Annotated in this window: 10 protein-coding genes; 4 read left to right on the plus strand and 6 right to left on the minus strand. The window is 72.4% G+C overall.

The genetic code is table 11. The features are described from left to right. Positions 1 to 222: 222 nt before the first annotated feature. From ACZ4M8_RS19935 to ACZ4M8_RS19950, 4 genes are all read right to left on the minus strand, one after another. Positions 223 to 5,331, minus strand: a complete 5,109-nt coding sequence (locus ACZ4M8_RS19935) for a putative T7SS-secreted protein (RefSeq protein WP_467609107.1) — start codon at positions 5,329 to 5,331, stop codon at positions 223 to 225. Next, entirely contained in the window at positions 5,331 to 5,933 is a 603-nt protein-coding gene (locus ACZ4M8_RS19940; protein WP_467609109.1) for a hypothetical protein, read from the minus strand. The genes ACZ4M8_RS19935 and ACZ4M8_RS19940 overlap by 1 nt, the downstream gene beginning before the upstream one ends. Further along, positions 5,930 to 6,328 (minus strand): SseB family protein, encoded by a 399-nt coding sequence (locus tag ACZ4M8_RS19945; RefSeq protein ID WP_467609111.1) that lies wholly within the window; start codon positions 6,326 to 6,328, stop codon positions 5,930 to 5,932. Before ACZ4M8_RS19945 ends, ACZ4M8_RS19940 begins: the two co-directional genes overlap by 4 nt. Before the next feature lie 257 nt (positions 6,329 to 6,585). Then, positions 6,586 to 8,475, minus strand: coding sequence for a VWA domain-containing protein (locus ACZ4M8_RS19950; RefSeq protein ID WP_467609113.1), 1,890 nt, complete (start codon positions 8,473 to 8,475; stop codon positions 6,586 to 6,588). A 612-nt stretch (positions 8,476 to 9,087) separates the two neighbouring features. Between ACZ4M8_RS19950 and ACZ4M8_RS19955 the strand changes: the two genes are divergently transcribed. Continuing rightward, positions 9,088 to 10,401, plus strand: a complete 1,314-nt coding sequence (locus ACZ4M8_RS19955) for an alpha/beta hydrolase (protein WP_467609115.1) — start codon at positions 9,088 to 9,090, stop codon at positions 10,399 to 10,401. 83 nt (positions 10,402 to 10,484) lie between these two features. On the opposite strand, the gene ACZ4M8_RS19960 is transcribed toward ACZ4M8_RS19955, so the two are convergent. Further along, a complete protein-coding gene (locus ACZ4M8_RS19960; protein ID WP_467609117.1) occupies positions 10,485 to 11,294 on the minus strand; it encodes a polysaccharide deacetylase family protein in 810 nt (269 codons plus the stop codon). A gap of 440 nt (positions 11,295 to 11,734) precedes the next feature. Between ACZ4M8_RS19960 and ACZ4M8_RS19965 the strand changes: the two genes are divergently transcribed. From ACZ4M8_RS19965 to ACZ4M8_RS19975, 3 genes are all read left to right on the plus strand, one after another. Then, a complete protein-coding gene (locus ACZ4M8_RS19965) occupies positions 11,735 to 12,475 on the plus strand; it encodes an ABC transporter permease (RefSeq protein ID WP_467609119.1) in 741 nt (246 codons plus the stop codon). Continuing rightward, on the plus strand, positions 12,472 to 13,149 hold the full coding sequence (locus ACZ4M8_RS19970) for an ABC transporter permease (RefSeq protein ID WP_467609120.1): 678 nt from the start codon (positions 12,472 to 12,474) through the stop codon (positions 13,147 to 13,149). The genes ACZ4M8_RS19965 and ACZ4M8_RS19970 overlap by 4 nt, the downstream gene beginning before the upstream one ends. A gap of 356 nt (positions 13,150 to 13,505) precedes the next feature. Further along, positions 13,506 to 14,408, plus strand: a complete 903-nt coding sequence (locus ACZ4M8_RS19975; RefSeq protein ID WP_467609168.1) for an ABC transporter substrate-binding protein — start codon at positions 13,506 to 13,508, stop codon at positions 14,406 to 14,408. A gap of 300 nt (positions 14,409 to 14,708) precedes the next feature. On the opposite strand, the gene ACZ4M8_RS19980 is transcribed toward ACZ4M8_RS19975, so the two are convergent. After that, on the minus strand, positions 14,709 to 15,244 hold a 536-nt coding region (locus tag ACZ4M8_RS19980; RefSeq protein WP_467609122.1), incomplete at its 5' end, for a CBS domain-containing protein.

The raw sequence follows: 15,244 nt of genomic DNA on the forward strand, positions 1-15,244 counted from the left end.
TCGAAAGGGTCGGTTCGCTGTGGTTTTCCAGGAATCTCACGAGTGATTCTGTGGCGGTAGCCAGAGGCGTTCCTGAGGCTGTTCGGAGAAGGCGCCGGCGATAGGTCTGCAGAAGCGGCTCTCTTTCTACCTTCCCGAAAGTGAATTCAAGGCCAGATTTCGCTTCCGTAAATGCTTCTCGTGCGTATGGGTTAATTTCTGCAGCTCGCCTGAGCGTATCAATCACTGTGGTCTTGTCCATGGCCCTCCGTTCAGGCTCACTTCGGCGCCGGTTACCCGGCCCTTGATCAAGACTTCGCCTTCTTCGTATGAAAAGTTTACGCCGGGAACGCGGGAGTACCCTGCGCCGTCGGAGTTGGGTATCCGCAGAACGATACCGGGGCCGTTTCCCTTGTAGCTTTCCTCCAGGGCCATTTCTTCATATTCCGTGGTCCAGGAGGTGAAAATGCTATCTGTTCTTCCCCCTACGTGAAGGTCTGGATCGGAGTGGCCTCCGTGAGGTTCTGCGATGCCTTGCTGCGCGTCATCGTACATTCTTTTCCATGCTTGTGGGCTGTGCTCGTTTGCGTACCCAATACCTCTGTACAGGTGCGGTGCCTCTGTGGCGTCCCAGCTTCCGCCTTTGGCGGCTCCTTCTCCACACGGGCTCAGGCCCAGGGGGTCGGCACTTGTCAGCGGATTGGCTACGTATGCCCGGGGATTTGGCGATGGCTGCAGGCCAAGCGGGTCGAGGGAAAGATAACGAGCGGTCTCCGGGTCGTAGAATCGATGATTGTTGTAGTTCAGTTGGGATTCTTTATCGAAATATTGCCCTGGGAATCGCAGTGGCGTGTATGCGGTGGCATTAGTTGTCCAGGCGAGTTTCCCCCAAATGGTTGAACGAGTGTGCCATGCTGTTTCTCCGGTAGGTGAGACGAGCTCCAGAGGAGCCCCTATGGCGTCGTTTACGCAGCCGAAGAATCTTTCATCTGTTCCTGGGATCGTCGATTCTCGCTTTATCTCCTTGCTCTCTGATTGGCTGAGCGGGGTTATTCCCTTGTATTCCCAGGTGAGGGTTACTGTCGGCATGTGCGGAGGTCGGTGTGATTTCTCCTCGCTGAGGAGTGACCCGTCCCAGCAGAATGTGACTTCCTCGTTGCCTGTTTCGCTGTCGCCAGTGCGGATAATTAGCCGCTTCGCCACCCGCCGCCCGAACGGGTCGTACAGATACCGCCAGACCTCGCCGTCAGGGGTGGTGACGGACGTCAGGCGGTCCTCCGTGTTCCACGTGAAACGCCAGGTGTCCGGTTTGCGGGAGAGGCGGGTTTTCTGGCGGAGGGTGACGCGGCCGAGGGCGTCGTGTTCGTAGCGGTAGGCGCCGGCCTTGGTGATGCGGGTGCCGGTGTAGGTGCGGGGGCCGCGGGCTGTGGGGTTGGGGTGTTCGTCGGGCCAGGTGGCGTGGGTCTGGTTGCCGGCCTCGTCGTAGGCGTAGGTCTCGGTCCAGTTGGTGGCGTGGACGGCGGTGACGCGGCCCGCGCGGTCGAGGTCGAAGGTGCGGCGGCCGGAGTGGGAGTCGTCGAGGGCGATGAGGTGGCCGTCGGCGCGGTAGGTGTAGGCGCGGTGGTGGAGGAGTGTGGTGGCGGGGGCGGCTGATGCGCCGGAGGCTTCGCCCGAACCGGGCGTGCCAGCCGCCCCGGGCGCGCCACCCATGCCGGACGCGCCACCCATGCCGGGTCCGCCACCCATGCCGGGCGCGCCGTCCGTCCCGGGCGCGCCACCCACGCCGGGCGCGCCACCCGCCCCAGGCCACCCCGGATCGAACGGACTGCTCGGCGCTCCGGCACCCGGCGACCCCATATCGCCCACGGCTCCCGGCGAACCGCCAGGTACCCGGGCCCCCGGAAGCGCGGCTCCCGGCGTACCGCCAGGCACTCCGCCCCCCGGCGAACCGCCCGGGAGACCCGCAGCGGCCCCGTCTGCCCCCTCCACCCGCAGCAACGACTGCCCCGTCAGGCGTCCCGTCGCGTCCCACGTCGAGTCCAGGCGGAGGTGGTCGCCGATGGTGCGGGTGCGTTCGTGGCCTGCGGCGTCGTGGGTGAAGGTGAGGAGGTTGCCGCCGGTGGTGAGGGTGGTGCGGTTTCCGGCGGCGTCGTAGGTGTAGGTGCTGGTGTGGCCGGAGGGGGTGGTGCGGGAGGTGCGGCGGCCCAGGGCGTCGTAGGTGAACGTCATGGTGCGGCCGTTGACCGTTTCGGCGGTGACGCGGCCGAGGGTGTCGCGGGTGTAGGCGACCGTGGCGTCGGGGTTGGCGGCTTCCAGGAGGGCGCCGGACGGGGAGTGGGTGTAGGTGGTGACGAGTCCGGCGGCGTCCTTGGCGGTGATACGGCCCATGGTGTCGCGGGTGTAGGTCGTCACCTCGCCCAGGGTGTTGGTGCGGGTGGCGAGTTGGCCGGCCGCGTCGTGGGTGTAGGTCAGGACGCGGTCGTCGAAGTCGGTCTCCGAGATCAGGCGGCCGGCCGCGTCGTAGGCGTAGTTCCAGGTCAGGCCCTGGGGGTTGGTGACCTGGGTGAGGCGGAGTTCGGTGTCGTGGGTGAACTCGTGGCGGACGCCGTCGGGGTCGGTACGGGCCACCAGCAGGTCGAAGTGGCCGTACTCGAAGCGGGTGGTGCGGCCCACCGCGTCCGTGTGGGAGGTGCGGTTGCCCTCACCGTCGTAGGTCCAGGTCTCGGTGGCGCCCGTGGGGTCGGTGCGGGAGGCGAGTTTGCCCTCGACGGTCCAGGTCAGGCGGGTTGTCGCGCCGAGCGGGTCGGTGACGGAGACGACCCGGCCGAAGGCGTCGCGGACGTAGTGGGTGCGCGCGCCGAGCGGGTCGGTGACGCGGCGGGGGAGGCCCGCCGGATCGCAGTCGATGCGGGTGGTGTGGCCGAGCGCGTCGGTGACGGCGGTGAGGTGGCCCCTGGCGTCGTGGGCGTAGGTGGTGGTGGCGCCGGTGGGGTCGGTGGAGGAGGTGCGGTTCCCGGCGGCGTCGTAGGTGTGGGTCCAGGTGGTGCCGTCGGGGGCGGTGGTGCGCAGCGGGCGTCCGCCGTCATCGAAGACGGTGGTGGAGGTGGTGCCGTCGGGGAGGGTGAGACGAGTGGGGTTTCCCTTGTCGTCGTACTCGACGCGGGTGGTGCGAGCGAGCGGGTCGGTGACGGCGAGGACGCGGTGGTGTGCGTCGCGGACGGTGCGGGTGGTGGCGCCCGTCGGGTCGGTCTCCGCGACGAGCTGGTGCCGGTCGTTGACCTGGTAGGTCGTGATCCGGTCGTGGGAGTTGCGCAGGGTGTTGGTCCGCAGGCCGGTGGCCGGGTCGGCGTCGCCCCAGGTGAAGTGGGCGTGGAGGTGGCCGTCCACGCCGCTCTGCCAGGTGCAGCGGTCGCGGTCGTCGTAGCGGTAGGTGTAGCTGCTGCCGTTGGTGTCCGTCCAGGACGTGATGCGGCCCGCGTCGTCGTAGCCGAAGCGGAGCGGGCGTCCGCCGGAGTTGGTGACGGTGGTGAGGTTCCCGGCGTCGTCGTAGCCGTAGCGGAGGAGGAGTTGGTCGCCGCCGTCCGGGGCGCCGCCGGCCAGGTGGAGGGCGGTGACGCGGTCGCCCTCGGTGGTGAACAGCAGCCGGTATCCGGCGCTGTGGGTGAGGGCGACGGGGGCGCCGTGTTCGTCGTGGTCGAAGGTGTGGTGGTGGCCCCGGCGGTCGGATATCTCGTCGAGGAGGGCGAGTTCCTCGCCGTACGAGGTGAAGTACCAGCGCATGCCGGTGGACGGCTCGGTGAGGACGTAGTCGCCGTCCGGGGTGCGCTCCAGGGGGCGTTGGGGGCCTTCGGCGGGGAGGGTGGGGACGCCGACGGCCGGGTGCGGGTAGGCGGCGAGGTTGCCCTCCTCGCCGATGAGGATGACGCCCTCGGCATCGATCTCCAGCCGCTGGTCGAGCGTGCTCATCCAGGTGGGGCCGAACCAGTGGCCGGTGCGGTACGACGATTCGAAGGTGCGGGTGAAGGCGAGGGGGTGGCTGCCGGGCAGCTGGATGTCGGTCTGCGGCAGGATCATCCGGCCGGTGGCCATGTCGATCGGGTCGTTGCCGAAGGTCTTGCACCAGGCGATACGGGCGCGGTCGCGGAGGGTGAGTTTGCCGCCGTCCCGGGCGGCGGTGCGTGCCGCGCTGCGGGCCGCGTCGCGCGCGCCGGACCTCAGCAGCCCCTTGCCGACGGCGCCGACGCCCTTGCCGCCGACGAGGTTGCCGAGGAAGGCGCCGCCCGCCTCGTAGGGGTCGCTGCCCCAGCCCTCGCCGAGCATCCCCTTGGCCAGCCGTCCGGGGTGGGCGGCGCTGCTCGCCAGCCCCAGCAGGGTGGTGGTCGTGTTGTTCATGAACCGGATGGGGTTGCTGAGGTTGTACGGGTCGACCGGGTTGACCGTCCGGGCGAGGTTCACGGACTCGGCTCCGGCCTTGATGAGGCCGCCGGCGGCGTGCATCAGGTTCATCCCGCCGGCGGCGACCCCGTCGGCGGCGTCGAGCACGGTCCGCTCGGTGAACCCCGGGGTCTGCGGGGCGTGGGCCAGCGCCGAGGTGAGCGCGTGCCGGGCGCGTTCGGCCGCTTCGTCCCGCTGGCTGCGGGCCTCCTTCAGCAGATGCCGGGCGGACGCGCGGCCCTCCTCCCCGGGGTCGGTGAACTCACCGGGCTCCTGCGGTCCGCCGCCGCTCCCCGAACCGTCGGCGAGGGCGGCGTTGTACGCGTCGACCTTGCGGTTGTACGCGTCGGCGGCCTTGCGGGTGGCGTCCTGGGCGTGGCGGTGGCGGTCGATGGCGGAGCGGGCCTTGCCCTGGGCCCAGGTGACGGTCTCGGCGTAGGCGTTGAGGGCCTTGCCCGCGCTCTCGCAGGCGTCCGCGGCGTGCAGCCAGGACTTCGGGTGGGTGTCGAACTTCTCGCGGAACCGGTCGGCGGCCTTGCCCCGCCAGGCGCCCGCGTCGAGTTTCCGCATGCCCTGGCCGACGCGTTCGAAGGCGGCGGAGAAGTCCTTGAGGTGGGCGGCGGCCTCGTGGATCTTGGCCGGATCCCCGTGGATCAGCTCCTTCGGGTCCTCGCTCTCGCCGAGCTGCCGCTCCGCGACCTGGGCGCCGAGGACGTCGGCGACGTCGTCGCCGGCCGAGCGGACCGCGCGCGCGGCACCGTCCGCGCCGACGGCGTGGAGGGCGTCGGCGGTGGTGTCCGTCGTGTACTCGACGGCCTCGCCGACCATCTCCTTCGCGCCCTCGACGGCCTTTCCGGCGGTGTCGGCGGCCGAGTCGATACCGTGCTTGATCGCGCCGAGCGCGTCGCCGATGCCCATCAGTGCTGCTCCCCGGAGGCTTCGCGGTCGTTACGGCCGGAGGGTTCGCCTCCGGCGGGGCCGGGCAGCAGATGCCGCGCCGGGCTGGTCCGGATGTCCTCGGCGGTGCGGTGGAGCGCCTCGTTCCCCTCCAGGTACGTCTCCATGGACGCGGCGGAGGTGGGGTCCCAATTGCCGTGCTGGAACTGGGTGACCGGATTTTCGTCCAGGACGTCGTCCCAGGAGGTGTCCCGGAGTTGTTCGGCGCTCTTGGTCGGGTCGCCCATGGCGGCGTTGACACCGATCTTCAGCGTCGTGGAAACGTACTGTTCCTGTTCGTGGTAGAGCCCGGCGGAGAGGTCGAGGCGGCGGGCGAATTCGTTGGCCTCGTGGATGAGGCCGCGTATGCCCCAGCCCCAGCGTTCGCAGAACGTCTCGAAGGCCGAGGTCACCGCCGGACTTCCGCTTTCCAGTCCGGAGAGTGTCAATTCGTCGAATCCGTGGCCGAGTTGGGCGTCGGTGTCGAAACCCAATTCCTTCAGCTCGGATATCGCGCCGTTGATGCCTTTGGTGATCTGCTGGAGCGCTTCCGGGTCGACCTCGTAGCCGTCGGCGGCGCTCATACGGTGCCTCCGGCGGCGTCGGAGAGGTCCACGGCGACGGCGTCCGGGACGATGCCGCTCACCGGCGGGAAGAGCATGCCCAGCTCACTTCCGGCGTTCAGCGCCACGCCCGCCGGGCTGCCGAGGGCGGGGATGACGATGTCCAGCAGGCGGGCGCCGACGGCGGTCACACGGCCGGGCGCGTCCTCGGGGGAGATGCCGCGGTGGGCGAGGAACCGGGCCAGTGCCTCTTCGTCCGAGAAGGCGAAGAGCCAGCGGATTCCGCCGGATTCCGCCGACATCAAATTGTCGCCGCTGAGGGGGATCAGTACCGGAGTACGCCGGAATTCCCCTACGAGCGCCGCCGGATTGCCCTGGCCGTCACGTATGCGCGCTATCTCCGAGAGCAAGGACATGCCGCCCCCCATTACCTGTTCCCTTCACCTGTGCCGTGGCGCCCCCCCCGGGTCGCCGAGGACACCTTGCCATAGGGGGTGGGGCAGGTGTTCGAGGGTTTTGGCGGGCGGCTGAAAGAGGCGGGTATTCCGTCGTAATAACCGGCTTGCGGGTCGGTTATTACGACGTAATGCGGGGAGGGGCGGAAACGGCGACCGGCCGTGGTGCCGGGCCGGAGGGGCCCGGCACCACGGCCGGTCGGTCGGAGGGCGCGGGGTCAGTTGTCCTTGAGGATTCCCGCGGTGCGGGCCTCGGTGAGCCACTCGGGGAATTCCACCATGAGCTGCTGGTAGAGCTCGTCGGAGGAGAGGGCGCGGGGGTCGCGTCCGGCGTGGAAGAAGCCGGCGTTGTCGATGACGCGCTTCTCCGGGACGGCCAGGTCGTCGAGCTTGCGGAGGAAGTCGAAGCCCTTGGCGTCCGGGTCGCCGAAGCCGATGAACTGCCAGAAGATCGGGAGCCCGGCGGCCTCGCAGAGCGCCTTCTCGGCGGCCGGCTTGGAGGTCGGGGCGCCGTCGGTCTGGAAGATGACGAAGGCCGGGGCCGTGGTGCCGGACTTCTTGTAGTGCTGGACCACGGCGTCGATGGCCCAGTGGTAATTCGTCCGCCCCATGTGACCGAGACCGGCGTGAAGTTCGGCGATCCGTCCCTCGTAGTGGGCGAGGTCGAGATCGGCGGTGCCGTCGACGTCGGTGGAGAAGAAGACGACGGGGACGGTGCCGTCGTCGTCGAGGTTGGCGGAGAGACCGAGGGCCTGCTCGGCGAGGTGCTGGACGGTGCCGTCCTTGTAGTAGTTACGCATCGAGCCGGAGCGGTCTAGCACCAGGTAGACGGCGGCACGCTGGGTGGTCAGGCCGTGCTTGTCGAGCGTCGCGGCGGCGGACTTGACGAGGCTGACGAGCGCCGGCGCGGTGGCCTCGACCTTGTCGAGCGAGGTGACGGTAGGGGCGGTGGGCGCGGGGGTGGGGTCCTCGGCCGGGGCCGTCGCGTCGGTTTCCGTGGTGGACGCTTCGGCCGGGGCCGGGGTGTCCGCCTTCGGCTCGGTGGGGGTGTCCGCCTCCGTCGTCCTGGCGGCGGGGGCCTCGGGAGCGGTCTCCTCGGCCGAGGCGGGGGCCTCGGGGGCGGGCGCTTCGGCCTGGGGCTCGGTGGGGGCGGGGGCCGTCGCCTCCGCTTCCGGCTCGGTCGCCGTCGCCGTCGTGTCCGTCGTCGTGACCGTGTCCGTGGGGGCGGCGGTCTCCGCGGGTGCGGTGGCTCCCGGGGTCTTGGCCTCCGTGGTGGCCCCGGCGTCCTTCGCGGCCTGGGTGGCTCCGGTCCCGGCAGCCGTGTCCGCGGTGGTCCCGGCCTCGGCGGATCCGGTCTCCGTGACCTCGGGAGCCTCGGCGGTCTCGGCGCTTTCGGCGGCGCCCGCGCTCTTCTCGGCCTTCTCCGCCGCGACGGGCTCGGCGGCCACCGCGGTGGAGGGCTTCGCCGCGTCGAACGCCTGGCTCACCAGGTCGGTGGCGTCCTCGGCCGGAGCCTGGTCCGTGTCCGCGTCCGCCAAAACCGAAGCCGATGCCGGCTCCGACGCCGGTGCCTCGGTCTCCGGGACGCCCTTGGCCTCGGGCTCAGCCGCGCCCCGGGCCCCGGCCTTCTCCGCGGGCTCGGCCGTGACGCCCGCGGCCTCGGGAGCGTGCCCGGCCCCGGCCGCCGCGCCGGCCCCGTCCTCGGCACCGTCGGTGGCCTTCGTCTCGGCGTCCCGTTCCGCTTCGGTGGCCTCGGGCTGTGCGTCCGTCCGGCTGCTCTGGGCGGGGACGGTGGGGGGCTCCGCCTCGGTGAGGGGCTCCTCGGGTGCGGTGCGGGCGGCGGGGACCTCGGCCACGGGGCGTTCGGTGGCGGGCTGTTCGGCCGCGGGCTCGTCCGTGGTGGCCCGGTCTGCGGCCCCTTCCGCGGGACGGTCCGCCGTGGGCCGGTCGGCGGGGGTGCCGGGGGCGGATTCCTCGCGGGCCTCCGGGATGGTGGTGGCGGAGGTGGCCGGTTCCGGCGTTTCCGTGCCGCTCGGTGTGGTGCCGGACTCCTCCCGCGTCGCCTTGGAGCGACCGAAAGCGTTGCGCAGCAGACTCCGAATGCCCATCGGCGGACCTCTCTTGGGGTGGTGGGTGCGGCGTATGTCCGTGAAGCTGCGGACATGTCCCTGACCAGGACGGATACGTAAGGGTAGCGGCCCGCACCGGCGTCACCGTGGGACCTCGGGCACCGCGTTGCCCTTACGGCGGGGCGCCGTAAGGGCCGTCGGCGGACGGTTCACGAGCCGGACGGCGAAGGCGCGGCGGGCCCCGTGACGCGCGACGTCCGGCGGAGAACCGGCCACCGGGGCCGGAGGATGACAGGGACGCGGCCCCGTATCCCCCAGGGCTGGATCCGGCCGTCTCTTCCGGGCCGGCCCCGCCCTCACCCCGAGGCCGGATCCGGCCGCTCGGATTCCGTTCGGGGCTCCCGGCTCCCGTATGATCACCGCTCTTCTCCTGGTGCGTGGGTGTGGCCGTGCGGGGGTGGGCGCGTATCACGGCGCGGACACGGGTCGGCAAGGTGTGGGTAAGGAATGGCCCCGGTCCGGTATCCGATGTCCGGTCGATCCCCTCTTATCCGGTGACCATCGGTCCGGACCGCCCGTTGTGGGTCAAGGCGGTCGGAAGCCGGGAGCCGGGCGAGAGCCCTTGCGAGGGTGACAGGAGATGTGGGGCGCATGGGGCTGACCAGTCGGTCGCTCGAATTCGCGGTGGTGGCGCTTGCGGTGGCGCTGGTCGCGCTGACGGTGTGGCAGTGGCCGCGGTTGTCGGGGCGCGGGGTGCGCGTCCTCCTCGGCAGGCTCGGCGCCGTCGTGCTCACACAGGTGGCGCTGGTGTGCGCGCTGGCCCTCGCGGTCAACAACAGCTTCGAGTTCTACGGAAGTTGGGACGACCTCCTCGGTAACGAGGACAAGGCGCCGGTCGCCGTCAGTGACAACGGCGGGCAGTACGCCTCCATCGGTACGACCAAGGGCGCGCTCGTCCAGCCCGCCGGGCCGCAGGGTCTGGACCGGGTGACGGGGCTGCCGAAGGGCCCCGCCGACAAGGTCGGGAAGATGGAGTCGGTACGGATCGTGGGGCGCCGCAGCCGCGCGATCAACCCGGCGTTCGTCTATCTGCCGCCGCAGTACTTCCAGCCGCAGTTCCGCCGCCAGCGCTTCCCCGTGATGGTGGTGATCAGCGGCTACCCCGGCGGCATCATGAACCTCGCGCAGCACCTCCAGATCCCGCAGAACGCCGGGCGGCTGATCGCGAAGGGCACCATGCAGCCGACGGTGCTGGTGATGGTGCGGCCGACGATCGCCCCGCCGCGCGACACCGAGTGCGTGGACGTACCGGGCGGCCCGCAGGCGGAGACGTTCTTCACCAAGGACCTGCCGGACGCGATGCGGTCCGCGTACCGGGTGGGCCACGACCCCAGCGCCTGGGGCGCGTTCGGGTACTCGTCGGGCGGCACCTGCTCGCTCCAGCTGGCGATGCGCAACCCGAAGATCTACACCTCGGCCGTCTCGCTCTCCGGCGACTACGCGATCAAGGACGACCTGACGACCGGCAGTCTCTTCGGCGCGGGTCCCGAGGGCGCGAAGCGGGAGCGGGAGCACGATCTGCTGTGGCGGATGAAGCACCTGCCCGTACCGCAGATCTCCGCGCTGGTGGCCAGCAGCCGGCAGGGCGAGCCGGACTACGGCGCGACGATGGACTTCCTCCACGCGGCGAAGCCGCCGATGACGGTCGACTCGATCATCCTGCCCCGCGGCAGCCACCAGTTCGGCACCTGGCGGCGTGAGGTGGTCCCGGCGCTGGAGTGGCAGAGCCGGCAGCTCACCTTCCCGCAGGACGTCGAGGCGGCGCCGCACAAGCCCGCCGCCCCGCACGGCGCGCAGGCACCGCACGACGACAAGCCGGGCGAGCACCACACGGGGCAGCCGGCCGGCGCCCCGGCCCAGGCGGAGCGGCGCCGGGAGCCGGTGGAGTCCGCCGCGCGGGACTGACGGCGCGGGAACGGGAACGGGCCGGGCACGGGGTGAGCGATCACCCGGTGCCCGGCCCGTCGCACGTCCGGGAGCGGTCCGGATCAGGGCCGGTAGACCATGCCCGGTTCCGGCTTCGCGGGCGAGAGCAGCTGGGAGACGGTGACGAGGGTGAAGCCGCGGTGCTTCAGCTCCTTGAGGATGCCGGGGACGGCGGGGACGGTGCCCGGGTAGATGTCGTGCAGCAGGATGATGCCGTCCTGCTCCGTCTGGTCGAGCACCCGCTTGGTGATCAGCTTCGAGTCGTTGGTCTGGTAGTCCTTCGCGGTCACGCTCCACAGGACCTCGGCCAGTCCCAGCTCCTTGCTGACCTTCGCGACCTTCTCGTCGGTACGGCCCTGGGGCGGGCGCATCAGCGTCGGGGTCTTGCCGGTGAGGTCGTGGACCGCCTTCTGGACGCGGGAGAGCTGATCGCGGATCTCGGCGGGGGTGGCGTCGGTGAGGATCTGGTGCGACCAGGTGTGGTTGGCGAGTTCGTGGCCCTCGCGGTCGATCCGCTTCACCTCGGCGGGGCGCTCGGCGATGTGGTTCTTGCCGAGCATGAAGAAGGTCGCGTGGGCGTGCTCCTTCTTGAGGATGTCCAGCAGACGGTTGGTGTTCTCGCTGGGGCCCGCGTCGAAGGTGAGCGCCACGCACTTGGCCTTGCGGCAGTCGACGTCCGCGCCGTCCTCGCTTCCCTTGCCGTCCTTGCCGTCCGCCGCGAGCTGGGCGTCGCGGGCCTCGGCGTCGGCCGCGGGCGCGTCGTCCCGGGCGTCGGCGGGGACGATCTCGTTGGCCGGGGTGCAGCCGCCGAGAGCCAGCGTGGCGGCGGTCAGCAGCCCGGCTATGAGGGGGCGGCGGGCGGTCTTCGGCATGGAACTCTCCGGGCGGCGCGGGGTACGGCGGAAGCCGTCCGGACGACTGCCGTCGGCTGCCCGAACTATACATAGCGTGTAGAGATGCGGTGTCTACGCGGTGTGTCTACGCGACGGGCGGAGGTGGCCCGACGGGCGGCGGGGCCGAGCCGCGCCGGGGAGGCGGGGCGTTCGCCGGTACGGAGTACGGGGCGCGGGCCCTGGCCCTTACGGGGTGCCCGTAAGGGACGTGAGCGGGCGCGGTCCCGGGCGGCGGGGTCGCCCGTAGGGATCGACCCGTACGGGCCGAGGTCCTGCGGGGTGGGGCTCGGCTCCTGCGGGCGGGAGGCCCGGGGGCCGCCGGGTGCGGGTGGATTCCGGGGCGGCGGGGCCGGGGGTGCCGGGCCCGTTCGGACGCGTTCCGCGCGACAGGCCGCGGCGCCCCGGGGTGGACTCGTACCGTGACCGCACCGCCGGACGACTGCCTGGCCCGCAACGACTGGATCTGCGGCGACTACCTCAGCAGCCGCCGGCACATCCTGCTCGACGCGGTGGCCGAGCACGTCCAGCTGACGGCGGTCTCCGTCGCCCTCGGCGTGGTCGTGGCGGTGCCGCTGGCGCTGCTCGCCCGGCGTCACCGGTGGACGGCGGGCCCGGTGCTGGGGCTGACGACGGTGCTCTACACGATCCCGTCGCTGGCGATGTTCTCCCTGCTGCTGCCGGTCTACGGTCTCTCGTCCGCCCTGGTCGTGGCCGGTCTCGCGCTGTACTCACTGACCCTGCTCGTACGGAATCTGCTGGCCGGGCTGGACGGCGTACCGGACGGGGCGAAGGAGGCGGCGCGCGGTATGGGGTACGGGCCGACGCGGCAACTGCTCACCGTGGAGCTGCCGTTGTCGCTGCCCGCGGCGATGGCGGGGCTGCGGATCGCGACCGTCTCCGCCGTCGCGCTCACCACCGTCGGTGCGATCGTCGGCCACGGCGGGCTCGGCAACCTCATCTACGCCGGGATGAACTCCTACTTCAAGGCGCAGGTGCTGACCGCGTCGGTGCTCTGTGTCCTGCTCGCCGTCGCCTTCGACCTGCTGATCCTGGGCGCGGAGCGGCTGCTGACCCCTTGGCGGCGCGGGGCGCGCTCCGCGCTGCGGGGGCGGGCGCGGGCGGGCGCGCGCCGCCTCGTACCGGCCGGGCGGCAGCCGTGAACGCGGTCGCCGGCGCCGTCGACTGGCTGACCACCGCCGCCCACTGGAGCGGCGAGGACGGCGTCTGGCACCGGCTCGCCCAGCACGCCGCGCTCACCGCCGGCTGTCTGCTGCTGAGCTGTCTGCTGGCGCTGCCGGTCGCGGTCGTCCTCGGGCACCTGGGGCGCGGCGGGGCGCTCGCCGTCAACCTCGCCAACGTCGGCCGCGCCGTCCCGACCTTCGCCGTGCTGGTTCTGCTGCTGCTCACACCTCTGGGGCGGCACGGCGAGTGGCCGACCGTCATCGCCCTGGTGCTGTTCGCCGTGCCGCCGCTGCTGACCAACGGATACGTGGGGATGCGCGAGGTCGACCCGGACGTGGTCCGCGCCGCGCGCGGGATGGGCATGACCGGGAGTCAGCTGGTGTGGCGGGTCGAACTGCCGCTGGCGCTGCCGCTGCTGCTCACCGGCGTCCGCATCGCCGCCGTCCAGCTCGTCGCCACCGCCACCCTCGCCGCCCTGGTGGGCGGCGGCGGCCTCGGCCGGATCATCACCGCCGGCTTCAACCTCGCCTCCACCCCGCAGGTCGTCGCCGGCGCGGTCGTCGTAGCGGTGTTCGCGCTGGTCATGGAGGGAGCGTTCGCCCTCGGCCTGCGGTACGGGGGCCGACGGCCACGGGGACGGGCGGCACGGTGAGGCGCCACGGCCGGGCGGCGGACCCCGCGGCGGCCCCGGGAGAGAACCGGGAGCGCGACGGGGCAGCGCACCCGGGGGCGGCGGCCCGCGGCCGGGCGGCCGGACCGGCGCGCGACCGGGCCCCGCGCGCCGGGGGCGTGCCGCCGAGGTCCGGGGCGCGGGGCGCCTCACCGCACGCCGGGAGCGCCCCGCCGGGGCTCGGGGCGCGGGCCGCCGTCCCGCGCGCCGGGGACTCCCGCCGTCCGCCGGGGACGCCCGCCCCGGCCCCGCACGCTCCCGGTACACGTACCGACCGCCCTGCCCGTAGCGCACGCCGTACCGCACGGGCGCTCGTCCTCGCCGTCGCCGCCGTCCTCCTGGCCTCCTGTGCGGGCGGCCCGTCCCTGGAGGACCGGGGGGCCGTCACCGCCGCGCCCGGGGACCGGCACCACCTCACCGTCGGGTCGGCCGGTTTCACCGAGAGCGAGTTGCTGGCGCAGATGTACGCGGCGCTGCTCCGGCACGCGGGGTACCGCGCCGACCTCCTCACCGTCGGCAACCGCGAGCTGTACGAGCCCGCCCTGGAGAGCGGCCAGATCGACGTCGTCCCCGAGTACGCGGCGACCTTCGCCGACTGGCTCCAGGCGAAGACGCACGGGGCGGACGCCCGGCCGGTGGCCTCCCCGGACATCGGCGCGACCATGACCGCGCTGCGCGCCCTCGCCGCCCCGCGCGGGCTGACGGTGCTCGCCCCGGGCCGCGCCGTCGACCGCAACGCCTTCGCCGTCAGCGCCTCCTACGCCGCCCGCCACCGGCTGCGCACCCTCAGCGATCTGGGCCGGGCGAAGCTGCCGGTGCGGCTCGCCGCGGGCGACGAGTGCGTCCGCCGCCCGTTCTGCGCGCCGGGGCTGCGGAAGACGTACGGGATCGACATCACGGCCGTCGACCCCAAGGGCGTCGGCACCACCCCGGCCAAGCAGGCGGTGCGGGACGGGCAGGACCAGATGGTGCTGACCACGACCACCGACGCGACCTTGGACCGGTTCGGGCTGGTGGTCCTCGCCGACGACCGGGGGCTCCAGAACGCCGACTACCTCGTGCCCGTCGTCAACCGCTCCCGCGCCGGGGGTGCCCGCGCCGCCGCCGCGCTCGACCGCCTCAACTCCGTCCTGACCACCGCCGACCTCGCCCGCCTCAACGAACGCGTCGACAGCTGGCGCCGCCTCCCCGAGGACGTCGCCCACGGCTATCTGACGGAGAAGGGCCTGCTGCCGAAGTAGCCCCGCACCCCGCGCCTTTCCGCAGCCGGCCCGGCCCGTAGGCCGGCACCCCGCCGCGCCCGGACGGAGAACACGGGCACCCGCCTCACCCGTAGGCGCGGGCCCCGCCTCACCCGTAGGTGCGGGGCCCTCCGCATCCGTGGGCACGGCCTCCTCCGCACCCGTGGGCGGGCAGCCGCGCAGCCGCGTCCGTGGGCGGGGACGCGGCCCCGTCCGTAGGCACACAGACGCTCTCCTCCGTAGGCACGCCGGCCGGGCGGGAGACGGCCCCGGACCGGCCCGCGGGCACAGGAGCGTTCGTCACGTCGGCACCGAGGCCACTTCACCGGCGGTTCGCGGGGCGCCGCGTTCGCCGGGGACGATGGTGCGGCGCAGGGCCTCGTGCAGGCGGGTCGGGGTGAGGACGCCGAGGAACCGTTCGCCGTCCAGGACCGCGATCCAGCCGGCGTCGTGCTGCAGCATCTCGCCGAACGCCCGCTTGAGGGTGGCACCGACCGGAACCCATGCCTCCATCCGGCGGGCGTGCCCGGACACCGGCCCCGCCGCGCCCGCCAGCTCCGCGGCGCCCACCCAGCCGTGCAGCGCACCGGAGTCGTCCAGCACCACCGCCCACCGGGCGCCGTGCTCCCGCAGCCGGGCCGCCGCACCGGCGGCCGGTTCGCCGAGCCGGGCGAGCGGCGGGTGCTCCAGATCGGCCCGGTCGATCCCGGTGACCGACAGCTGCTTGAGCGCCCGGTCACTGCCGACGAACTCCGCGACGTACGGGGTGGCGGGGGCGCCCAGCACCCGGGCGGGCGTGTCGAACTGCTCGATCCGGCCCTGCCCGTAGACGGCGA

Source organism: Streptomyces sp. NPDC027185 (assembly GCF_055567035.1).